Genomic DNA, 24,291 nt, shown 5'->3' with positions numbered 1-24,291 from the left:
CAAACAACTATCAGACATCGATCTGTCAATTAGCCTACCAATCCTCCTTTTCGTTAACAAATAGACAATAATCGTTGACTCTATATCCTCATTAGTATCCTATTAGTAAAAAAATACATCCCGAACAAAATGTTTCAATTCCCTTATGTATTTTGTTGCCGATAGCTATACGTAAGCTTATCGACAATTATAGGTAATCTTGTCGATATTTATCAGTAAGTCTGCGCATAGCTATCGGCAATAAAATACATAAGGAACTCAATCGGAAAAGATCACTATGAACAGGTAACAACAAGGCAGGGAAAAGAAGAAAACAGAAAGAAAAAGCCTGCCCCGAATAAACGGAACAGGCCTTTCACCTCTTATAATAAGTTGTTCTTATTTGCTACAGGAGCAACGCGGCTTCAATTGTTTGAAGAAATCGTTGCCTTTATCGTCCACCAGAATGAAAGCTGGGAAATTTTCTACTTCGATCTTCCAGATTGCTTCCATACCCAGTTCCGGATATTCCAGACATTCTACTTTCTTGATGCTTTCCTGTGCCAGGATAGCAGCCGGACCACCGATACTTCCCAGATAGAAACCGCCATGCTTCTTACAAGCATCTGTTACCTGCTGGCTACGGTTACCTTTGGCAATCATAATCATGCTACCGCCATTGTCCTGGAACAGATCGACATAGGAATCCATACGGCCGGCTGTTGTCGGACCGAATGAACCGGAAGCCATTCCGGCCGGAGTCTTGGCAGGACCTGCATAATAAATAGGATGATCCTTGATATACTGAGGCAGACCTTCGCCTTTATCGATACGTTCTTTCAGTTTTGCATGGGCGATATCACGACCAACTACGATCGTTCCACTCAGAGAAAGACGGGTGGATACCGGATATTTAGTCAGTTCTTTCAAGATATCGGCCATTGGCTGGTTCAGGTTGATCTTTACGGCATCACCTTCGCCGGCATTACGCAACTCTTCAGGAATCAGGCGACCTGGATTAGAATCCATCTTTTCAATCCAGATACCCTCCTTATTGATCTTACATTTGATATTACGGTCAGCAGAGCAGGAAACTCCCATACCTACCGGACAGGAAGCACCGTGACGCGGCAGACGAACGATACGTACGTCGTGTGCATAATATTTACCACCGAACTGAGCACCCAAACCAATGTTGTGAGCCGCTTCCAAAACTTCTTTTTCCAGTTCGACATCACGGAAAGCACGGCCATACTCGTTACCGCTTGTAGGCAGGTTGTCATAATAATGAGTAGAAGCCAGCTTCACAGTCAGCAGGTTCTTTTCTGCTGAAGTACCGCCGATAACGAATGCAATATGGTAAGGAGGACAGGCAGCTGTACCTAATGTTTTCATTTTTTCAACCAGGAACGGAACCAATGTTGCCGGATTCAGGATCGCTTTTGTTTCCTGGAACAGATAAGTCTTGTTGGCAGAACCACCACCTTTCGCTACACAAAGGAATTTATATTCCATACCTTCGGTTGCTTCGATGTCGATCTGTGCAGGCAGGTTACATTTTGTATTCACCTCGTCGTACATATTCAACGGTGCATTCTGTGAATAACGCAGGTTTTCTTCCGTATATGTTTTGTAAACACCCAGAGAAAGCGCTTCTTCATCACAATAGCCGGTCCATATATGCTGGCCTTTTTCACCGTGGATGATAGCCGTACCTGTATCCTGACAGAAAGGAAGTTGGCCTTTAGCTGAAACTTCGGCGTTACGAAGGAAAGTCAATGCAACGAATTTGTCATTGTCGCTTGCTTCCGGATCGCTCAGGATTTTAGCAACCTGTTCGTTGTGGGCCGGACGAAGCATAAAAGCCACATCACGGAAAGCAGCATTAGCCATCGCTGTTAATCCTTCTTTTGCAATCTTCAGAATCGGTTGTCCTTCAAACTCGGATACCGACACATAATCTTTTGTAAGCAGATAATACTCTGTTGTATCCGGTCCCAGTGGAAACGGTTCCTGATACTTGAAAGGAGGTGTTGCCATATCTTTATTATTTAATTATGTAATATTGGTTTTACAATTTCAGAATCATTCTTTTTCGCTTGGCAAACTTAGACAAAAATCACGAAATACGGGAGTGGTTTCACAAATTTGTTCGTAGTACAGGAAGAATTAATTAAAAGAAAAACATATATTTGCATGAATATGAAAAAGCTAGTCACTCTTTTTTTCCTCTGCCTGTTGGTATCCGCCCATTTAACAGGACAGATCAGTCACGGAGGCAGACCACTTCCGATGACGATACTCAGCACCCGCTCAGGAAGTATGTTTCAAGAAATGCCTGCTTTTGACATCGCTGAACAATTACGAATCGACTCACTCAACGAAAGCGATTTGCGCAGCAGTTTTCATTTTGCCTACAAATTCATGACCGATTTTACTCCGGATAACTCGGGCAGCTGGTTTACACAAGCCGACGGCACCCGCGTATGGCGACTGGGCATTCGATCGGCCGGAGCTTATTCGATCAATGTATTATTTTCTGAATACGAAATTCCGGAAGGAGCCCAGCTCTTCCTGTACAATCCGGACCAAACACATATATTAGGAGCATTCAACCATCTGAACAACTCCGAACTGGGCATACTTCCCGTCTCTCCGGTACAAGGTGACGAATTAATTATCGAATATCAGGAACCGGCTAATGTACCGTTTCATGGCAAGCTAAAAGTGGGTGAAGTAAACCATGACTATCGTAATATCAGAGGATACGAGCCGCAAGAATACAGCAGGACATATATCGGATGCATAAAAACACTGGCCTGCCTGCAGGAAAGTACGGATAAATATAATGAGATAGGTCGAAGCGTCGTCCTGCTCATTATCAATGGGACTGATTTTTGTACCGGTACATTAATTAATAATACATCAAACGACGGCACACCTTACCTGTTAACAGCATCCCATTGTTTGAACAAGCAGTTCAACATTGAGAATCCGGATTATGAAATGATTGCAGGCAATATCGTCACCTATTTCAATTACGAAAGTCCTCTATGCGAACCAGTCATGAGAGGTACGGAAGAAATGTCGATGGCCTCCACCCTCTTCAGGGCGACCAACGAACAGACCGACATGGCCTTACTGCAACTGATGGAAACACCACCGGCTTACTATCAGCCTTATTATGCCGGCTGGAATGCCAAGGACCAGGGCACTGCCCCATACGTAGGAATCCATCATCCGGAGGGCACCGTAAAGCGACTTAACACGACAGAAGAAGTCGAATTAACGACATTCAACTCTCTGGTAGGAAACTTTATAAAAAACGGGCACTGGCACATAAAGGAATGGTCAGACGGAAGCACGGCAGGAGGCTCTTCCGGTTCCGGGTTATTTGACAGCAACGGCCTAGTTATCGGAGGTCTGTCCGGAGGAGAGTCCGACTGTCCCCGTCCTTATAACGATTTCTATTTCGCCTTAAGCCAAAACTGGGAAATATCTCCGGATGCCGACAAACAATTAAAAATATGGCTCGACCCGGCAGGAACAAACTCCGAACGGACCTGCAAGGGACTTGATCCTTACAGTGCAACCCCATGCCTCCGCCTGAGCAATATAAAGGAAAGCGGAAAAGTCAACACGATAGAATCAACACCTCTCCCCTCACCCGGTACAGGCCCAGCTTTCGGCAACAACTCACTGGGGATGAACGAATTTGCCGAAGCCTATAAAATAACGGGCAACGCTAAAATATACGGCACATACATCGTAAATCCGGCTATAAGCAAGATGAGTGACCTTGAAGTAGAAATCACCGTCTACAATGGCTCGGATAAACCGGAAACACTATTACACAACGAATCATTCAGCCCTTCATTCGTAACGCTCAATGACAAAAGTGCTTTTATCGATTCTACCAAGCCGATGAACCGCGACCAAGAATCATTTATAACCTTCAAAGAGCCAATCGATGTGTCCGGCAATTTCTTCATCGGATACAAGATCAAATCGGCTGCCGGCAATACCTCTTTTTCGGCATTCAATCTCCCAAAAGGAGAAACAAGTAAAAATACCGTATGGATCAATTATAAAGGCCAATGGATAGAAGCTACCAGCCATCCGGCTTCCCCGATGAGTACTTCCTTATTCATCGACCCGGTCATCCAGTACAATACGGCATCGGCTAACACTTCCATTAACGAAAGTAATCCAATCCGCATATTTGTGGAAACAGCTTCCAAAGCAATTCATGTCCTGCTACCGGAAACAATCCGTCAGGCACGGTATTCAGTGCTGTCGATGGAGGGAAAAACTTTACAGAACGGCACTGTTCATTCGGGACAAAACATCATCACCGCTACAACAGCCACGTCAGGTATCTATCTGATACAAATCAGCTACGGAAACGAATGTTTTACTCAAAAGATTTTATTTTAATCAAAAATACACAATAAGAAAACAGCCGGCAGAAGCCGGTAAGATAAAGAGATGAAAGCGAAACACTATAAATTAACTAAATTAGTACCGGATGGAAGCTATTAAAGCGTTCATAAATCCTGTCATTTATACTCTTTTTAGCAAAAAAAGGAGCCTGGATTCATTAATAAGTATTAATTAGAAAGATTTTATCGTATCTTTGCTATTCATAACAAAAAAATGCTTTAGTTTTGCACTTTGATGGCTAAGGGACAATTGAAAGTGAATATATAAACATAGTAACATTTTAAACTTACATCAAATTATGAACAAAAAGTTTTTATTGTCATTCTTTGTAATGGCAGCAATCTTAACCCTTTCTTCTTGTTCAAACAAGTTGAAACCGCTAGCTGAAGAGTACATCAAAGCTGAGCCGCAGCCGCTTGAGGCTATCGGAGGCAAAGTACCCGTGACTATCAACGCGACTTTCCCTGCAAAATGGTTCAACAAGAAAGCCGTTGTAACTGTAACTCCGGTTCTCCGCTATGCCGGTGGTGAAGCATGGGGAACATCTTACACTTATCAAGGTGAAAAAGTAAAAGGTAACAATCAGGTTATCGCTCAAAAAGAAGGTGGTAACGTAACAATGAAATCTTCTTTCACTTACAAACCTGAAATGAAGAAATCTGAACTGTACCTGACTTTCGATGCAAAGATCAAGAACAAGACAGTTAAATTACCGGATGTAAAGATCGGTGAAGGTGTAATCGCAACTTCTGAACTGGCTGACGCTGCTACTGCAACTGCTGCTATCGCTGCTGACAAATTCCAGCGCATCATCAAAGAAGCTCACGATGCTAACATCATGTTCCTTATCCAGCAGGCTGAACTTCGTGCTAAAGAGTTGAACTCTGATGCAATCAAAGAATGGAAAGACCTGGTTAAAAACGCTGACGAAGCTCCTAACCAGAATGTAGCAATCGAAATCTCTGCTTACGCTTCTCCTGATGGTGGTGTTAAACTGAACACTGGTCTGGCTGAAAGACGTGAAGGTAACACTTCTAAATATCTGGACAAAGAATTGAAGAAAATGAAAGTTGATGCTCCGGTTGACGCTCGTTACACTGCTCAGGACTGGGAAGGCTTCAAAGAATTGGTATCTGCTTCCAACTTACAGGATAAAGACCTTGTATTAAGAGTTATCTCTATGTATCAGGATCCTGAAACAAGAGAAAAAGAAATCAAAAACATCTCTGCTGTTTATTCTGATCTGGCTGAAACTATCCTTCCGCAATTGCGTCGTTCTCGTTTGACTGCTAACATCGAAATCATCGGTAAGTCTGACGACGAAATCAGCGCATTGGCTAAGAGCAATCCTTCTGAACTGAATATCGAAGAAATTCTTTACGCTGCTACATTAACTAACAACGACAGCGAAAAGATGGCTATCTATACAAAAGCTTCTGAATTGTATCCTAACTGCTACCGCACTTGGAACAACATCGGTATGATGGCATTCAAGGCTGGTGACCTGGCTAAGGCTGAACAAATGTTCAACAAATCTAACTCTGTTAAGGCTAACAACGAAGCTAACATGAACTTAGGTTTGATCGCTCTGACTAAGGGTGACCAGGCAAAAGCTCAGCAATTGTTCGGTAACGCTGCAGGTGTTGCTGAATTAGGCGAAGCTCTGGGTGTTCTTTATCTGGAACAAGGCGAATATGCTAAAGCTGTTAACTCTTTCGGTTCTGTTAAGACTAACAACGCTGCTTTGGCTCAGCTTTTAGTAAAAGACTACAGCAAAGCTTCTCAGACTTTGAACGCTGTTGCTAAACCTGATGCAACTACTTCTTACCTGAAGGCTGTTGTTGCAGCACGCACAAACGATGTAAACGCAGTTATCAGCAACCTGAAAGCTGCTATCGCTGCTGACAAAGCTATGGCTAAAGAAGCTGCTATCGACCTGGAATTTGCAAAATATGCAACTAACAGCGATTTCGCTAGCTTGGTTAAGTAATTAGTATATTACACAATCCTATAATAGAAGCTGCCTCCGTAAAAAGAGGCGGCTTTTTTATTTCTACCAAAATCATAAGGAGATAACAATTTATTCATTTTTAGCCGTTTAATATTGCAATTTCAGTATTATTTTCCTATTCTTGCATATGCTAAGCTTAATCATAATATTATGAGTAGATTCATTATTATACTATTATTGGCTATTATCTCCGGAAGTAATAAGTTGGCTGCGCAAATCGACAGTGCACAATTCTTATTGCGTAACTTTGAAAACGGATATGTTTATTACAAGGATGGCCGGACATTCAATGTACCGCTAAACTATAGCCTGCTCATCAAAAAGTTCCTTTTTCAGGACCAGCACGACAATAACAATATCAAAGAATTCTCTGAACCGGAGATGGTGGCAACCATCAAGATAGGCGAAAGAATCTTTCTTCCAACGAAAGACGGGGCAACCGAAGTGCTGCAAAAAGACCCTCCTATTTTCGTCCAATACAGAGGTGCATTAAAATGGGAAGGCAAACAGGTCGGTTACGGAGGGCGCTCGGAAACATCGGCGGTCGACTCCTATTCCTCTTTCCAGTCAGGAAACACTACCCATAAGCTGGAAACAGAAAAGCTGATTCTCAGTCGTATCGACAAAATATTCCGGATAGAGCGTAACGGAAAACAATTCCGGTTCCTCAATGAAAAGCAATTCCTCAAAGCATTCCCCGACCATAAAGAGGAACTAAAGAAATATGCAGATGACAATAAAACGGATTTCAACGAGATTGAAGACGTACTGCAGATTTACAATCATGCAGTAACTTTATAAAAAAACCGGATACACAAATGCATATCCGGTTTCCCATTATATATTTCAACAGGTTCATCTACCCTGACGTTTGCGTTCGGTCTCATCCAGGATGACTTTACGCATACGCATATAGTTCGGTGTGATCTCCACATATTCGTCAGCCTTGATATATTCCAAAGCATCTTCCAGACTGAATACGACAGGAGGAGCCAATGATACTTTATCGTCAGAACCTGAAGCACGCATGTTCGTCAATTTCTTCGACTTCGTTACGTTTACAACCAGGTCGCCTTCTTTCGTGTGTTCACCAACTACCTGTCCGGCATATACTTCTTCCTGCGGAGCAATGAAGAAACGTCCGCGTGACTGCAAGTTGTTCAGGGCATAAGCGAAAGCTGTTCCCGTTTCCATTGCAATGATGGAACCGTTGTTACGGCGTTCGATATCTCCCTTCCACGGCTGATATTCCAGGAAGCGGTGAGCCATAATCGCTTCACCGGCAGAAGCTGTCAGAACGGCATTGTTCAGACCGATGATACCACGTGAAGGTATATTGAATTCAAGATGCATACGGTCGTTCTTGCTTTCCATCATTGTCATCTCACCTTTGCGCTTTGTCACCATATCGATGATACGGCTGGAAGACTCTTCCGGGAGATTGATAGTAAGCTGTTCAACCGGTTCGCATTTTACACCGTCAATTTCTTTAATGATTACCTGCGGCTGACCGACCTGCAATTCGTATCCTTCACGACGCATCGTTTCAATCAACACAGACAAGTGGAGCACGCCACGGCCATATACCAACCATGAATCGGCTGAATCGGTAGGAACCACACGCAAAGCCAGGTTCTTGTCCAACTCTTTCTGAAGACGTTCAAAGATATGGCGCGATGTAACGAACTTACCATCTTTACCGAAGAACGGAGAGTTGTTGATGGTAAAGAGCATAGACATCGTCGGCTCATCGATTGCAATCGTAGGCAGCGGTTCCGGCTCATTGATGTCGGCAATAGTCTCGCCAATCTCGAAACCATCGATACCAATCACGGCACAGATATCGCCGGATTGGACGGATTCTACTTTCGTACGGCCCAAACCTTCAAAGATATCCAACTCCTTAATTTTCGATTTTACCATCGAACCGTCACGTTTGCACAACATAACTTCCTGGCCTTCGCGCAACTCACCACGATGAACGCGGCCTACAGCGATACGACCTACATATTTGGAGAAGTCCAGCGATGTAATCAACATCTGGGGAGTTCCTTCCAATACCTCCGGTTCCGGAATATATTTGATGATAGCATCCAGCAATGCATAGATATCTTCGGTCGGCTTCTGCCAGTCTTCAGACATCCACCCCTGTTTAGCGGAACCGTAGATTGTCGGGAAATCCAACTGTTCTTCGGTTGCATCCAAGCTGAACATCAGGTCGAACACCATTTCCTGCACTTCCGACGGACGACAGTTCGGCTTGTCTACCTTATTAATAACTACGATAGGTTTTAATCCTAATTGAATTGCTTTTTGCAGCACGAAACGTGTCTGAGGCATCGGGCCTTCAAAAGCATCTACCAACAGCAGGCAACCGTCGGCCATGTTCAATACACGTTCTACTTCACCACCGAAGTCGGCGTGACCCGGGGTATCAATAATATTGATTTTGCAATCCTTATAATTAATAGATACATTCTTAGCTAGAATAGTGATACCTCGTTCACGTTCCAGGTCATTGTTATCCAGGAACTGGTCCGGCTCTGCCTGTCCTTCACGGAAAAGCTTACCGGCTAATAACATCTTATCCACGAGCGTCGTTTTGCCGTGGTCTACGTGCGCGATAATCGCGATGTTTCTGATTTTTTGCATCGAAGACTAATTTATTGGCTGCAAAAGTACGACATTTTTACGATATGTATGTGATATTCATGTTGCAAAATATAAAAAAGATACAGAAAAGAGTTGTCAGACAAAAAAGTTATGCATATCTTTGTCGCCGCTTAGATAATATAGTATCAATTTATTAAAGTAAAAAGAATCATGTATTTAGATTCAGCAAAGAAAAAAGAATTATTCGAAAAGTATGGCAAATCAGCTGCCGACACAGGTTCTGCAGAAAGCCAAATCGCACTGTTTACAGTTCGTATTGCACATTTAACAGAACACTTGAAAGCTAATCACAAAGATTACAGCACTGAAAGAGCTCTGAAAATGTTGGTTGGTAAACGTCGTCGTTTACTGGATTATCTGATTAAAGTTGATATCGAAAGATACCGTGCTATCATCAAAGAACTTGGTATCAGAAAATAAGAAACTACTTCGCAGGAAGTTACAAAAGGGCAACTCTCACAAGGGTTGTCCTTTTTTTCTTTCAGTAAATTACATGGTAAAATAAAATATTAATGTAAATTTGCGGCGTTCAGTTACAAATTAAAAGATAATCTAAAAATAAACATACTTATGGGAAACAACAAAATCATCGGAGCCAAAATTAAAAGTATCCGTGAATCAAAACAACTCACTGTTGAGGAAGTTGCCGAACGTTCCGGCCTGAGCACAGAACAAATCGAACGTATAGAAGGTAATGTAGATTTTCCTTCACTGGCACCTCTTATCAAAATAGCACGGGTACTCGGTGTCCGCCTGGGTACATTCCTTGACGACCAATCCGAACTCGGTCCGGTTATCTGCCGCAAAAAAGACAGTAATGACTCCAATAGCATCGGTTTTACCAACAATTCGATGGAGAACCGGAAACATATGGAATACCATTCACTGTCGCAGGATAAATCAGGCCGCCATATGGAACCGTTCCTGATCGATGTTTCCCCTTCGGAAGATGGCGTTGATTTTATTCTTTCCACACATGAAGGTGAAGAATTCATTTATGTGCTGGAAGGCGTACTTGAAATAAACTACGGAAAGAATACCTATATATTGGAAGAAGGCGACAGCATCTATTATGATTCGATTGTTGCTCACCACGTTCATGCAGCCGCCGAAAGCACGGCTAAAATCCTTGGAGTTGTTTATACCCCCTATTAATGTTAAAGAAAAGATATGGAATTACAACTGCAAGATAAGACATTAGGCCAATGGCTGGAACATTGGGCCGAAACGACGCCGGACAAGGAATACCTGGTTTATTCCGACCGCGACCTGCGTTTTACATGGAAAGAATTCAACGAACGTGTCGACCGGATGGCAAAAGGTATGCTCTCTATCGGTATCGAACACGGCACCCATGTCGGTATCTGGGCAACGAATGTACCCGACTGGCTGACATTTCTTTATGCTGCCGCCAAAATCGGAGCCGTAGCCGTTACCGTCAACACGAACTATAAACAGAACGAGTTGGAGTTTCTGGTAGAGAATGCCGATATCCACACCATGTGTATCACCGAAGGCGTATTTGACGGTAGTTACATCGATATGATGTACACCATGCTTCCCGAACTAAAGGAATCGCAACGCGGCTATCTGAAAAGCCAACGCTTCCCGAGACTGAAAAATGTCGTTTATATCGGCCAGGAGAAATATCGAGGTATGTATAACACGCCGGAGTTGTTATTGCTGGGCGAAAATATAGAAGACGACAAACTGGAAGCCGCTAAAAAGCTCGTTGACTGCCACGATGTTGTCAATATGCAATATACCTCCGGCACGACAGGCTTCCCGAAAGGGGTTATGTTGACTCACCATAATATTGCGAACAACGGTTTGCTGACCGGCGAGCATATAAAATTCACCGCTGACGACAAGCTCTGTTGTTGCGTTCCTCTCTTCCATTGCTTCGGTGTGGTGCTGGCTTCCATGAACGTGCTGACACACGGTTGTACGCAGGTTATGGTCGAGAAGTTCGACCCGCTGGTAGTACTGGCCTCTATCCATAAGGAACGGTGCACGGCACTTTACGGCGTACCGACCATGTTTATTGCCGAACTGAACCATCCGATGTTCCCGATGTTCGACCTGACTTCGCTCCGTACCGGTATCATGGCAGGTTCGCTCTGCCCGGTGGAACTGATGCGCCAGGTGGAAGAGAAGATGTTTATGCGTGTAACCAGCGTTTATGGTCTGACGGAAACATCACCCGGTATGACCCATTCACGTATCGACGACCCGGCAGAAGAACGTTACAATACTGTCGGACGCGACTTTGAATTTACAGAGGTGCGTGTTATCGACCCCGAAACCGGCGAAGAATGTCCGGTTGGCGTACAGGGAGAAATGTGTAACCGTGGTTACAACAACATGAAAGGTTATTATAATAATCCTGCCGCCACAGCCGAAATCATCGACAAAGACGGTTTTCTGCATAGCGGCGACCTCGGCGTAAAAGACGAAAACGGCTTCTACCGTATTACCGGACGTATCAAGGATATGATTATCCGCGGCGGAGAAAATGTTTACCCGCGTGAAATAGAGGAATACCTTTATCACCTGGAAGGAGTGAAAGACGTTCAGGTAGCAGCCGTCCCGTCCAAGAAATACGGCGAAGAAGTCGGTGCTTTCATCATCCTGCACGAAGGAGTTACGATGACGGACGACGTAGTGAAAGACTTCTGCCGCGGCAAGATAGCCCGCCACAAGATTCCGAAATATATCTTCTTCGTCGATACCTTCCCGATGACCGGTAGCGGCAAAATTCAGAAGTTCAAGCTGAAAGACCTCAGCCTGAAGCTGCTGGCCGAACAAGGGATTACTCCGGTATAAAACGAAAACATATTAAAAGCACAAGGCTTTTGCCCGGTAAAATAGCCGTTGATTAGTATCAGCGGCTATTTTCATTATAACACTACGGCTCATCGATTACAGTCTCCTCGTAGTTTCCTCCTATGGAAACGCACGTTTCCTAAGCAGGAAATTATGAAGAGATAAGCAGACGGATATGTTTGTCCTTGCAAATCATCCGTACAACTCAATAATTTGTTATCTTTGCCACACATTCAAAATAATTATTATTTATGTCACAATTATTTCCAACTAATCTGCCTTATAAAGTGGCAGATATGAGTTTGGCAGAATTCGGTCGCAAAGAGATTGAAATCGCCGAACACGAAATGCCGGGACTGATGGCTCTTCGCCAGAAATATGCCGCTCAGAAACCTCTGAAAGGTGCCCGTATCACCGGCTCACTGCACATGACAATCCAGACAGCAGTGTTAATCGAAACATTAGTTGCGTTGGGAGCAGATGTACGCTGGGCAAGCTGTAACATCTTCTCTACCCAGGACCATGCCGCTGCGGCTATTGCTGCAACAGGTGTTCCCGTTTTTGCCTGGAAAGGTGAAACTCTGGAAGAGTACTGGTGGTGTACCGACATGGCACTCCGCTTCCCTGACGGAAAAGGTCCGCAGATGATTGTAGACGACGGAGGTGACGCTTCTCTTCTTGTTCACATGGGGTATCGTGCTGAAAACGATGCAGAAACCATCAATCGCAAAGGTGGTAACCACGAAGAACAGGTTATTCTGGATACATTAAACAGCATCCTGAAAGAAGATAACCAGCGTTGGCATCGTACAATTGCAGAGATGAAAGGCGTTTCCGAAGAAACAACGACCGGCGTACACCGTCTGTACCAGATGATGGAAAAAGGCGAATTGCTGGTTCCGGCCATCAATGTGAACGATTCGGTAACGAAATCCAAATTCGACAATCTGTATGGCTGCCGCGAATCGCTGGCCGACGGTATCAAACGTGCTACCGACGTGATGATTGCCGGTAAAGTCGTGGTAGTTGCCGGATACGGTGACGTAGGTAAAGGTTGTGCACACTCCATGCGTTCTTACGGAGCACGTGTGCTGGTTACTGAAATCGACCCGATTTGTGCTTTGCAGGCTGCTATGGAAGGATTCGAAGTTACAACGATGGAAGAAGCGGTTAAAGAAGGTAATATCTTCGTTACTACCACCGGTAACTGCGATATCATCACCATCGGCCACATGAGCCAGATGAAAGATCAGGCAATCGTTTGCAACATCGGTCACTTCGATAATGAAATACAGGTAGACAACCTGGTGAACTATCCGAACATCAAGCATACCAATATCAAACCGCAGGTTGACAAATATACGTTCCCGACAGGAAACTCTATCTTCCTGCTGGCAGAAGGACGTCTGGTGAACCTGGGTTGTGCAACCGGTCACCCTTCCTTTGTAATGAGCAACTCATTTACAAACCAGGTACTGGCACAGATGGATTTGTGGCAGATGGCTTACGAAGTGGGTGTTTACCGTCTTCCGAAACGTCTGGACGAAGAAGTTGCCCGCCTGCACCTTGAACGTATCGGTGTGAAACTGTCTACATTAAGCCCCAAACAGGCCGACTATATCGGAGTACCGGTAGAAGGTCCGTATAAGGCTGACCATTACAGATATTAAAAATAATTAGCCAATAAAAGAATGTGCCAATATGCCAATTTAGGAAATAATTGAATGAATTACTATTTCCATTGGCTTTTTGGCACATTCTCACATTAGCTAATTATTAATTGGCATATTGGCACATTAACTAATTGGCAAATTATTATGTTATACCGAAGCAAAGCACCTTTCAGACTGGGAATTGCCGGAGGAGGAACAGATGTTTCCCCCTATTCCAACCTCTATGGCGGTGCAATCCTCAACGTTACCGTCAATTTATATGCCCACGCCACCATCCGCCCGCTCGACAACGGGAAAATCAGGTTTGTCCATATCAATGAAAACATTACAGAAGAATTTGACGCTGTAAGCGAACTGCCTCTCGACGGCCCGTTAGTACTGCAACATGGCATATACAATTCAATCGCTTCGCGTTATAACAACGGAGAGCCTCTTTCCTTTGAACTGATTACCCAGATGGACGTCCCATCCGGTTCCGGCCTTGGCACCTCTTCCACTTTGGTTGTCGCCATCCTCGGAGCCTTCACCGAATGGTTGCGGTTACCACTGGGGAAATATGATATTGCCCATTACGCTTACGAAATCGAACGCATCGACCTGAATATGGCAGGAGGCAAACAGGACCAATATGCCGCTACCTTCGGAGGCGTTAACTTCATGGAGTTTCTGGAAGACGACAAAGTCATTGTCAATCCTCTCCGCATCGGCGATGATATCTTGCAGGAATGGGCCATGAACACCGTCCTCTTCTACACCGAACAACAACGTTGCTCCGGAAAGATTATCGAAGAACAGGCCGAAAACGTCAAAAACAATAAAAACGACTCGCTGGAAGCCATGCACAATGTCAAGCATGAAGCATTCCGCATGAAGAATTGCCTGCTGCGGGAAGAATTGCAGGAACTGGGAAAAGCGCTCAACACAAGCTGGACCAGTAAGAAGAAAATGGCCCGCAACATCTCCAACGAATTTATCGACCATATATACGAAACCGCCATGGCCAACGGTGCCCTGGGCGGTAAAATCTCCGGTGCCGGAGGAGGAGGATTCATGTTCTTCTACTGTCCCGGCAATAGCTGCTACAAAGTGTCCGAAGCATTGGACAAGATGCATATCGGACATATACAACAATTTGAATTTTGTAAGAAAGGATTGATTACATGGACAGTAAAGGAATAATCAGAAAACGGCTAGCGCAACACCGCGACATTATCGAACAGATACTGGCGGACGAGAAGCTGCAGGACACAATTGCACAGATTACCGACACGATTGTCACCTGTTTTAAATACGGTGGAAGGGTTTACTTCTGCGGAAACGGTGGAAGTGCCGCCGATGCACAGCACCTGGCTGCCGAGTTCTCCGGCAAGTTTTATCTGGAACGTGACATTCTGCCGTCTGAAGCATTACACTGTAACTCTTCTTACATCACGGCCGTATCCAATGACCTGAGTTTCGAGATCATCTACTCCCGGCTGATTTCGGGTATCGGAAAGGCAGGCGATGTCCTGGTCGGCTTATCCACTTCGGGCAACTCCGCCAACATCGTAAAGGCGTTCGAGACATGCCATGAAAAAGCAATTACAACGGTAGCTTTTACTGGTGCCGACGGTGGCCGCATGCGTGAACTGACGAAGCTCCTCATCAATGTGCCGTCTACCGATACTCCACGTATCCAGGAGGCACACATCACCATCGGGCATATCATCTGTGAATTGGTAGAAGAAGAAATATTCGGAAAGGAATAAGGAATGGAATGTATCATACTGGCGGGAGGAATGGGTACCCGGCTGCAAAGTGTAGTGTCTGACGTTCCCAAATGCATGGCTCCGGTAGCCGGGCATCCTTTCCTGCATTACCTGATTACAACGCTGATTGAAGCCGGTTTCAAACATATCATCCTTTCCTTAGGGTACAAACATGAGATTATCGAGGAATGGCTCGGGGCAAACCGCTTCTCCGCCGACATATCGACCGTAGTCGAAGAAGTCCCGCTCGGAACAGGAGGAGCAGTAAAGCTGGCACTTTCAAAAGCCCGCACAGAAAATGTGTTCGTCCTGAACGGCGATACATTCTTCGGAGTGAATTATCCGGAATTATTAAACCTCCACAGGCAAACCAGCGCATCAGCAACCCTCGCATTGAAAAGAATGGAGAAGTTCAGCAGATACGGGGTTGTCGACATCGAACAGGAATCCCGTCGTATCCTGCGTTTCAACGAAAAGCAATATTGCGAATCGGGCCTTATCAACGGAGGCATCTATCTGATTAACCGCAACGAACTGGACGCCTATCCGGCAAAGTTTTCACTCGAAAAGGATTTCTTTGAAGCAAAAGTCACCACCTCCATCCTTTCCGGATATATATCGGAAGGATATTTCATAGACATCGGTATCCCCGACGATTACGCACAAGCTCAAACAGATTTCAAAGATGGAAGATATAAAGCCTTATAACACATTATTCCTGGACCGCGACGGGGTTATCAACCAGCAACGTCCGCACGACTATGTCAAAACAACCGGGGAATTTATCTTTATCGACGGAGCACTGGAAGCCCTGAGGCTACTCTCCCCCCTGTTCAAACATATCATAATTGTCACTAACCAGCGCGGAGTCGGAAAAGGCATAATGACCCGGAAAGACCTGGAAGAGATACATGCTTATATGATAAATGAAGTCTCCGGACAGGGAGGAAGGATAGATAAGATATATGTTTGTACCGATACCAGCGATTACAGCAAGAACCGTAAACCCAACACAGGCATGGCACTTCAGGCCAAAGATGATTTTCCGGACATTGATTTCACGAAAAGTATAATGGCAGGAGATAGCATCAGTGACATGCTGTTTGCCCAAAATGCCGGGATGAGGGGAGTATTTATAGGAAACAAATATGGCCCGGGAGAAGTGTCAAAAACACTCTACCAGGCCCATTATGCGGATTTGCTGAGTTTTGCTCAGGCTTTCTTCTTATAATGCTTCTTCAGCTCTGCCTCAACGTCTACTTTCTGCTTTAAAATCACTTTGCGGACAAATGCACCGATAAATCCCATACCATAACCGCCTAATTGAATAAAGCTGGTCACGATGGAAAGTAAAGCGATCGACAGGCTTTTATTGACAAACAGAGATTCCAGGAACAGCGCCAGTATATAAACACCCAACGGCAGTAAAGCCCAGGGACAGATTAACGACGATAACAATAAAAACAACACTCCCAGTACAAAACAGGCAGGCAACAGATGAACCAGCTTCAACGAGTCCGGATGCATCTGATATAAATCCACACGCGCCATTCCAAAAACATACACCTGTCTGTAGAATGATTTCAGACTCACGCGGCGCTTATGATATACATAGGCTTCCGGAAACAGCTCTACAGTAAAACCGGCTTTACGGATACGGGTACTTAAATCAATATCCTCTCCGAACATATCCTTAAAGCCGCCTACCTTCTGATAAACTTCCCGCGAGAATCCCATATTGAATGTACGGGGCACGAACTTCTCCAGTCCTTTCTTACTTCCACGGATACCGCCGGTTGTCAGAAAAGAGGTCATCGAATAGCTAATAGCTTTCTGCATCAGGGAAAAAGAGGCATGTGCCCTGTCCGGCCCGCCGAAACAATCCGCATTCGTCTCTTTCAGATAGTTCGTAATCTTCTCGAAATAGTCTTCCGGAATAATACAATCCGAGTCGAAAAAGACCTGATATTTACCTTCGGCACGTTCCATACCATAATTCCGGGTCAGGCTTCTGCCCGAATTCGGTTTGAAAAAGTAACGTACATTCAGCTGGTCTTCATATTCTTTGACTACCTCGTCGCAACGAACCGCTGAACCATCTTCAATAATCAGCACTTCAAAATCCTTGCAAGTCTGATGCAATAAACTTTCAAGCAATTCCCGAACTTCAACCGGACGGTTATATACGGGGATTATGATTGAGTAAGATATCATAAATTTTACTTTTGTTTTTTTCTATAAGCTTGGTTTGGATGATTCGGGATGGTCGGATAAAGACGCTCTAAACGCTCCTGAGCCAAAAGGAGAGGCAATATTTTATTCTTCAAATAAGTTGGTGTACGAAGAATCACTGCTGCAATCTCATCAACGCTTTTAAATGTATCGCAACAAATCTCAACAACCAACGTCATTAGCTCTTCATTCCTCATCCATTTCTTTCCCCGAGGTGTCATCGTTTCTCCCGAGGTGTCATCATTTCTCACCGGAGGTGTCATCGTTTCTTCAAAAAGATTCTTTTGAACAGTTTTTTTCTCTTCGCGTAAATTCAAATGGTAGACAGTCCATCGTCCTTTATTCTCTGCGACCAGGTATCCCTCATTGCATAAATCTTTCAATAACTGAGATATTTCTGTTGAATGTTTATTTATCAGTTGCTGTAATCTGACATTAGACACACATCCTTCCATTTCGGCAGTCGTGAGTGCTATTAATCCGTCACCATATAAATGGGTGATTTCTTCCCCAAAAACAGAGATAAGTTTGTTTATACTTTTTTGAGGCAATAACTGCTCCATACTCAGGCACAACTCAACTCTATCCGGACGGGGCAACACATTTATCAGAGGCTTTCTCCAATGTGCTCCTTCCCAGGCATTCATAATCCGAGTGCTTCCGGAACCTGCCTTTTCTCCATACCCTAAAAGCAGAAACATTGTTTGGATACTATTATTACGCGGAACGCTAATGCCTCCTTTATAATATTGAGCGACAGATACTTCATCAAGATCTTCCAATGTATAGTTCTCCAAAATTCTGGAGTCCGGTTTGTCTGGCAAGCTATCGGCAAGCATTCTTTTTACTTCGTCCGGAGTACATTTATAATCTCCCGTATGACAACGCTTATAAGTACCTTTCATCGGATCTGAGCCGATATAAACAGGACGATTCCTATAATCAGCACAAGAAATACGGAAGATTAAAATAAATTGTCCTTCTTGTATCTCAAGCATCTGTACATCATTTTCCAACAATAGATTAAAGCTAACCTTTTCCCTATTATTAACCTGATTCCAAAAATCATCTTGAAACTTACGCATCACCATCTGTGGCAGACCATCATAGAAGCATTGGTCATCCTTTTCTGAAATACCTAGGATGATGATACCGCCTTCGGTATTTGCAAAAGAAGAATAAGTTTCCCAAAAGCTCTTAGGAAATCCACCTTTCGCACTTTTAAACTCCAGATCAAAAGATTCCGTCAGCAATCCTTTATTCTCCAGAAATTCCACTATGGAACTATAATTGTCTTTCATTCACGACTCTTCTGCCAATATTTCCAGCCGGACCATCCAACTGCAGCAATCAGCAATAACAAGATTAGGAAAGAGCTATAAGCTGACACGTTAGCAGCAAGCACATAAGCCTCCGGACGAAACTCAAAGACAATTGTATGTTCTCCCGCGGGTACCAGCATTCCACGTAAAATCCAGTCGGCACGGAAATGAGTCGCTTCTTTTCCGTCTATTGTAACTTTCCAACCCGGATAATAGATTTCGGAGAGAACTGCCAGTTGTTCCGAAGATGCTTTCGTTTTATATGTCAACCGATTAGGGCGATACTTTTCCAACACAATCGTTGCCGTGGAATCTACCTGCGGAGTAAAGCCTTCCAGGTCTTTCGCAAAACGCTTATCCACCACCGCTGTCTTCAACGGGTCAATCGTATTCAAGGCTTCAATCTCAGCATCCGCATTTTCTACAATATCCACCTTATCAACAAACCATGCATTTCCATAAGCATACGGATTTCGAATCGGCGCCTGGTCCGGATTATAAATAATATACCGTGTATTCAACATGTTCAAAGAAGGAGAGGCCGCCAGGACAGGCATTATATCCTGTATGCTCTGTGCCTTTTGCAAAGCACCGATAATATTACGGTATTCACCATCCAGACGATAATCAATCAATTCCTGATAACGGCGTAATTTAACGGCATGATATCCTCCAATCGAATGATGGAAATAAGAAACGTTTGTATCCTGCCACGGATTATTCAGTCCAAACACGCGGAAAGATTCATCCGTATCTTTAAATATCTCTTTATCGGCAACACTTTCCTTATAGGATTCTTCCGCTTTTTCCTTTACATAATTACTATCGTCCAGATAACGACGATCGACCGACCATAAATCAACCAATATCAATACGGCCATACCTGCACTCACAATCATAGAGGCAGTCGTCTTATTTTTCGCCTTCCAGTACCAAAGCAATAAACCGGCTCCCAACAAAATAAAAATCAAAGAACGCAATGCATCCGACGAAGCCAGCGAAGCACGGTCCATCAACAAAGCAGTGTAATACCATTCCGGAACCTGGTTCTGGAACTGTGCATCATAAGCAGAATGGAAATTCAACAATAATGAAGGTATCAGGAAAACAACCAGACAAATACCACCAGTTATGCCTAAAGACCATAAAAAGCCTTTTTTCATCGTTTTATCATCCACATTTCCCCTGAATATTTCCCGTAATCCCCAAATGGCAACAAGAGGAAATACCAATCCTGGAATCACCAGAGCCATTTCTACTGTTCTGAACTTATTATACAACGGCAGATAATGGAACATTATATCATTGAATGCATCAAAATTACGCCCCAAGGCCAGGAATGTAAGGAAAACAGCCCCGCCAAACAACCACCATTTCATCGGGTTACGCACCACGAACATCCCCAATACAAACAAGAAACATACCAATGCTCCAAAATAAACAGGTCCTGATGTAAATGGTTTATCCCCCCAATAAGTATAAGTCTGAACCTCTTTTCCTACCTGGGCACCATTTTTCTTCAATTCTTTATACAACTCGGAAGAACTGCCTAATGTACCTCCCGAACTACCTCCATATACATCCGGAATCATGACAGTCAATAACTCCTTCCAGCCATAACTCCATTGGAAAGCATAATCTTTATCCAAACCGGAAGAGGCTTTCTCCACTTTTCCCGTTTCGTCTGGTTTAGGCGTCAGTTCAGAGGCTCCACGGATAGAATGTTGTCCCAAATCCCAGTTGGAATACATATGTTTTGCATTGGGAAGGACTGCTAAAACTACACATGCCAACATAATCAAAGATGTTTTAAGCCAGTCGGCAGTCTGCTTTTCCTTAAGCATCTTAATAGAATATCCCAAATAAATGAAGAAACATAACAAAACCAGATAATAAGTTATCTGAACATGCCCGTTCAACAAAGAGAAAGCCACTCCTAAAAGGAACAGGACTGCTCCCCAAAGCCATTTTCGTTTAAACAGCAAGAACATACCCGCCAACGTTACAGGCATATACCCTATCACATAAGCCTTTACAATATGTCCCGCTTCAATAATGATTATATTATAAGAAGCAAAAGCAAAAGCAATCGCTCCCGCTATCGCCAGCCACCAGTTCACTCCCATGATGCACATCAACAGATAGAAACAGACCAATCCGGTAAAAACCATGGCAGCATGAGTATATCCCGGAGTCTTCAACCATCCGTCAACGATGCCATAAGAGGGCAATTCCGGAGCCGGACTTCCATATCCCGGTCCATAAGGCATCCCCGAAAACATAGCATCCGACCATACACTAAACTCACCCGGTTCAGCAGTCTTTGCATATTTATCGACCTGACTTCCTCCCATGCCGGCAGCTTTCACATTATCACCTTGTCTGATAACCTTTCCATCAAACACTGCGGGAGAGAAATAAGCCATCACCAACCCTAAAAACAAGACAAGGGCAGCCACATGCTTACCCACATTTTTCATCATACTATGCATAATATGTATCTTCTATATATTTTCGTTTACACTCTACCTTTGAACCACTTAGCAAAATAAAAGCGAATAGCAAACCAAACATGGAGTAAAGATGTTGATATTACTCCATAATACCGGCACATAATATCATATCTTTCTTTCAAAGAGGCTTTGCGCTGAGTCGTGCTAACCCCGCCATCCAGGAAGTTAGATAATGTCATTCGCGTATTATATATTCTACCTGCTTGTTTCATACATCTGATACACCAGTCGAAATCAGCAGAATAGCGGTATGTTAAATCATATAACGGAGCAATACTACGTTTTGTTATAAATGACTGATGACAAACTAACATGCCCATCCGGAAGCTTTTCCATGTAAGTTTGTTTGGGGCCTTCAATCTCCGTTGTCCTAACGATTTACCTTCTTCATCAACAATAACCGTTTCTCCATAAATAATATCAGGCAGAACTTTCTTCTTCTGGACTAAAGAGGCAACCCGTTGTACGATATCGGAGGTAAATAAAGAATCCCCGGCATTAATAAACCATACATAGTCGCCCGTAGCCTTCTGAAGACCTTTATTCATTGCATCATAAATACCTTTATCCGGCTCACTTATCCAATAAGAAATTCCGGAAGCATATTGCTTTATAATATCCACCGTCCCATCCGTCGAACCTCCGTCAATAACGATATATTCAATATTCGGATACGATTGGCTCAGCACCCCAAGAATAGTCTGCTCTAACCAACGGGAAGCATTATAGGTGATTGTTATGATTGAAAAAACTGGTTGTTGCATTAATTAGACTTTCCTATTTGTATTTACATTAAAAAATTTACGGCTTACTTTAGTTTCGCCTTAACAAAATTAACCACCATCTTCGGATTATTGATTGCCTTTTTTATACCTTTTAAACGGGCATTCAGAATATCCTTCGATAATAACCATTTTAAATCATACCAGAAACCTGAATGGTGAACTTTATTCTTATCTAATATATATTTAAAGATAGAGTATTTTGAACGCCCTTGAAAATGAAGACAGTAAAAACGGATTAACGAGTTATCACTCGTTAATCTTCCATATGGAAGATTGTCTATCCAATAGACTTTCTTTTTACCATTTTTCATTTCAAAACCAGCAGACCATGTAATACAACCATCAAAGCAAGAACCTTCTATTGGAGTTGCAATATCTATAACATTACATTTAACATTCTCCTGGTACCAAACAAATGCAGTCATATCACAAATCCCACCTAATTTTTTTTCAGACTTCAAGTTTTCATAAATCCCATCCATTTTATTTATATAAGAAGGAGATGTGTACATCAACATCATATAATCGCAGAAACTTTTAATTGAATGAGCATTAAACAAAGAACAGCCTGGCCCCAGTTTATTGCAAATAGTAAAATCACAGCCTAAATACTGATTAAAGACATCATCAACATTACAATAGAACAACACATCAGAATCCATACACAAAAAATCCTGCAAGCCATTTTCTTTAACAAAGTCGTTAATGACAAACCACCTTTGAAAACAAAAGAGCTCATAATCATATGGATTAGATGATCTATGCTTATAAATTTCTCCAAAATGTATAAGGCCCTCTGAATAGTTCTTTATATCATAATGCTCTACAAAATCATAGCACTTTGTACTTTCATCACTAATCAGACAAATCCGGCTATTAGGATTAAACAATCGTAACTGCCTCAGTACTATAGGTAAATAGAAAGTATTACCCTTGTGAACTATTAAAATCGGTATATTCATAAGCTACTATAACTCCCCCAATAATATCAAAATGCATATTTATTATAAACTTCACAAGTATTTTTCACCATCAAATCTATTGAAAAGTCTTTCAGCCTTATCCTTCCTGCATCCCTTAAATCATCAGCAAGAGACTTATTTTCAAGGACTTTACGTACAGCCTCTGTTATTGAATCCAAATCAGATGGGTCAAAATAAACAGCCGCATTTTCGGCTATTTCAGGGAAACAACTTGCTTTGCTCAAACAAACCGGACAATCATTTTGAAATGCTTCCAATATAGGAATGCCAAATCCCTCATAAATAGATGGGTAAACAAAAGCTAACGCATATCTGTAGAGAGAAGCCAGCTCACTATCTGAAACTGATTTTTGAATAACCCGGTCTATTAATTTGATTTGATTTAATTGTTCCAATTCTTCTCGGCTAAAGGGATTCCCTGTACATACGATTTTTAAATCCTTATATTTGTTCAAGAGAGGAACCATCGCCTTTATAAAGTTCCAGAAATTTTTATAGCCTTTACGTTCTCCCACAAACAAAAGATAATTCTCAAAAAGAGCCTCCGCTGATTTACAATGCTGCTTATAGCCATGATATACGACTGTAATTTTATCAGGGCTAATGCCAAACAGTTCAACCAAATCCTTTTTAGTATTCTGGCTAACAGCTATGATATGTGCAGCTTCTTTTGCCAATAAACGTTTATTTTCAGATGTATTATCATATGCCAAAAATAAATCAGGAAACTTCTCATGATTCATATCATGGACAGTAATGACAAAAGGCTTCTTGATTTTTTTTATAAAATATGGATCATAATAAGTAGGATGAAACAGATTAAATTCATTCTTCTTTATTGCCTGATTAGACAATATTGTATTTCTATGATAGTAATATAATCTTTTTAATCTAAAAGGAAGTATATCTGAAAACTTCCTTATTACGACATCCTCTTTTTCTCTTAAATAATGGTTTTCACTGTATAAGATAGGTAATTCGCCCTCATATCCAAGAGGTAAATCGAATATCAAGTCAGAAAAATATCGGGTAATTCCTCCATATTTTTGCATTGAAAACATTTGATGGTCATACAAAACCTTCATAGAGTACCTATTATTTAT

The 24,291-nt window shown here is 42.8% G+C and carries 19 protein-coding genes; 11 read left to right on the top strand and 8 right to left on the bottom strand.

Going from position 1 to position 24,291, the window contains the following annotated elements:
• Nucleotides 1-378: 378 nt before the first annotated feature.
• Nucleotides 379-2,019, bottom strand: a complete 1,641-nt coding sequence (locus DWW91_RS01995; RefSeq protein ID WP_009860744.1) for a fumarate hydratase — start codon at nt 2,017-2,019, stop codon at nt 379-381.
• Nucleotides 2,020-2,175: 156 nt separating this feature from the next.
• On the opposite strand from DWW91_RS01995, the gene DWW91_RS01990 reads away from it, so the two are divergent.
• From DWW91_RS01990 to DWW91_RS01980, 3 genes are all read left to right on the top strand, one after another.
• The gene (locus tag DWW91_RS01990) at nt 2,176-4,416 is read left to right on the top strand and encodes a trypsin-like peptidase domain-containing protein (RefSeq protein WP_122326783.1); all 2,241 of its coding nucleotides are present in this window, start codon (nt 2,176-2,178) and stop codon (nt 4,414-4,416) included.
• Between the two features lie 304 nt (nt 4,417-4,720).
• Nucleotides 4,721-6,412: a hypothetical protein gene (locus DWW91_RS01985; RefSeq protein WP_122326782.1), complete on the top strand. Its 1,692-nt coding sequence runs from the start codon at nt 4,721-4,723 to the stop codon at nt 6,410-6,412.
• Nucleotides 6,413-6,583: 171 nt separating this feature from the next.
• On the top strand, nt 6,584-7,234 hold the full coding sequence (locus DWW91_RS01980) for a hypothetical protein (RefSeq protein WP_009860741.1): 651 nt from the start codon (nt 6,584-6,586) through the stop codon (nt 7,232-7,234).
• A 54-nt stretch (nt 7,235-7,288) separates the two neighbouring features.
• Here the strand turns inward: DWW91_RS01980 and typA are convergent, their stop codons facing one another.
• Entirely contained in the window at nt 7,289-9,085 is a 1,797-nt protein-coding gene (gene typA, locus DWW91_RS01975) for a translational GTPase TypA (protein WP_009860740.1), read from the bottom strand.
• Nucleotides 9,086-9,256: 171 nt separating this feature from the next.
• On the opposite strand from typA, the gene rpsO reads away from it, so the two are divergent.
• From rpsO to DWW91_RS01935, 8 genes are all read left to right on the top strand, one after another.
• Nucleotides 9,257-9,526, top strand: a complete 270-nt coding sequence (gene rpsO / locus DWW91_RS01970; protein WP_009860739.1) for a 30S ribosomal protein S15 — start codon at nt 9,257-9,259, stop codon at nt 9,524-9,526.
• 150 nt (nt 9,527-9,676) lie between these two features.
• Nucleotides 9,677-10,261: a helix-turn-helix domain-containing protein gene (locus tag DWW91_RS01965; protein ID WP_009860738.1), complete on the top strand. Its 585-nt coding sequence runs from the start codon at nt 9,677-9,679 to the stop codon at nt 10,259-10,261.
• A gap of 15 nt (nt 10,262-10,276) precedes the next feature.
• Nucleotides 10,277-11,932 carry an AMP-binding protein gene (locus DWW91_RS01960; protein WP_122326781.1) on the top strand — a complete coding sequence of 552 codons (1,656 nt, stop codon included), beginning with the start codon at nt 10,277-10,279 and terminating at the stop codon, nt 11,930-11,932.
• A gap of 251 nt (nt 11,933-12,183) precedes the next feature.
• Complete coding sequence (ahcY, locus tag DWW91_RS01955) at nt 12,184-13,602, top strand: adenosylhomocysteinase (RefSeq protein WP_122326780.1); 1,419 nt, start codon at nt 12,184-12,186, stop codon at nt 13,600-13,602.
• 147 nt (nt 13,603-13,749) lie between these two features.
• On the top strand, nt 13,750-14,784 hold the full coding sequence (locus DWW91_RS01950) for a dehydrogenase (protein WP_122326779.1): 1,035 nt from the start codon (nt 13,750-13,752) through the stop codon (nt 14,782-14,784).
• Nucleotides 14,766-15,353 (top strand): SIS domain-containing protein, encoded by a 588-nt coding sequence (locus DWW91_RS01945; protein WP_009860734.1) that lies wholly within the window; start codon nt 14,766-14,768, stop codon nt 15,351-15,353. Before DWW91_RS01950 ends, DWW91_RS01945 begins: the two co-directional genes overlap by 19 nt.
• Before the next feature lie 3 nt (nt 15,354-15,356).
• The gene (locus tag DWW91_RS01940) at nt 15,357-16,061 is read left to right on the top strand and encodes a nucleotidyltransferase family protein (protein ID WP_122326778.1); all 705 of its coding nucleotides are present in this window, start codon (nt 15,357-15,359) and stop codon (nt 16,059-16,061) included.
• Nucleotides 16,039-16,584 (top strand): HAD-IIIA family hydrolase, encoded by a 546-nt coding sequence (locus DWW91_RS01935; protein ID WP_122326777.1) that lies wholly within the window; start codon nt 16,039-16,041, stop codon nt 16,582-16,584. Before DWW91_RS01940 ends, DWW91_RS01935 begins: the two co-directional genes overlap by 23 nt.
• Here the strand turns inward: DWW91_RS01935 and DWW91_RS01930 are convergent.
• Genes DWW91_RS01930 through DWW91_RS01905 form a run of 6 tightly spaced genes read right to left on the bottom strand, consistent with a single transcriptional unit; the run spans nt 16,566 to nt 24,273 of the window.
• Nucleotides 16,566-17,567, bottom strand: coding sequence for a glycosyltransferase (locus DWW91_RS01930; protein ID WP_122326776.1), 1,002 nt, complete (start codon nt 17,565-17,567; stop codon nt 16,566-16,568). The genes DWW91_RS01935 and DWW91_RS01930 overlap by 19 nt on opposite strands.
• Nucleotides 17,568-17,572: 5 nt before the next feature.
• A complete protein-coding gene (locus tag DWW91_RS01925; protein ID WP_122326775.1) occupies nt 17,573-18,886 on the bottom strand; it encodes a helix-turn-helix domain-containing protein in 1,314 nt (437 codons plus the stop codon).
• Nucleotides 18,883-21,399, bottom strand: a complete 2,517-nt coding sequence (locus DWW91_RS01920; protein ID WP_122326774.1) for a YfhO family protein — start codon at nt 21,397-21,399, stop codon at nt 18,883-18,885. The genes DWW91_RS01925 and DWW91_RS01920 overlap by 4 nt, the downstream gene beginning before the upstream one ends.
• A gap of 26 nt (nt 21,400-21,425) precedes the next feature.
• On the bottom strand, nt 21,426-22,184 hold the full coding sequence (locus DWW91_RS01915; protein WP_009860727.1) for a glycosyltransferase family 2 protein: 759 nt from the start codon (nt 22,182-22,184) through the stop codon (nt 21,426-21,428).
• A gap of 44 nt (nt 22,185-22,228) precedes the next feature.
• Entirely contained in the window at nt 22,229-23,167 is a 939-nt protein-coding gene (locus DWW91_RS01910; RefSeq protein WP_122326773.1) for a hypothetical protein, read from the bottom strand.
• Nucleotides 23,168-23,193: 26 nt separating this feature from the next.
• On the bottom strand, nt 23,194-24,273 hold the full coding sequence (locus DWW91_RS01905; RefSeq protein ID WP_122326772.1) for a glycosyltransferase family 1 protein: 1,080 nt from the start codon (nt 24,271-24,273) through the stop codon (nt 23,194-23,196).
• Nucleotides 24,274-24,291: the final 18 nt, after the last annotated feature.

The sequence above is a fragment of the Parabacteroides sp. AF17-3 genome, from assembly GCF_003635445.1.
GTDB classification, from domain to species: domain Bacteria; phylum Bacteroidota; class Bacteroidia; order Bacteroidales; family Tannerellaceae; genus Parabacteroides; species Parabacteroides goldsteinii.
Note: the sequence above shows the minus strand (reverse complement) of the source record. Positions and strands in the feature narration are given on the sequence as shown.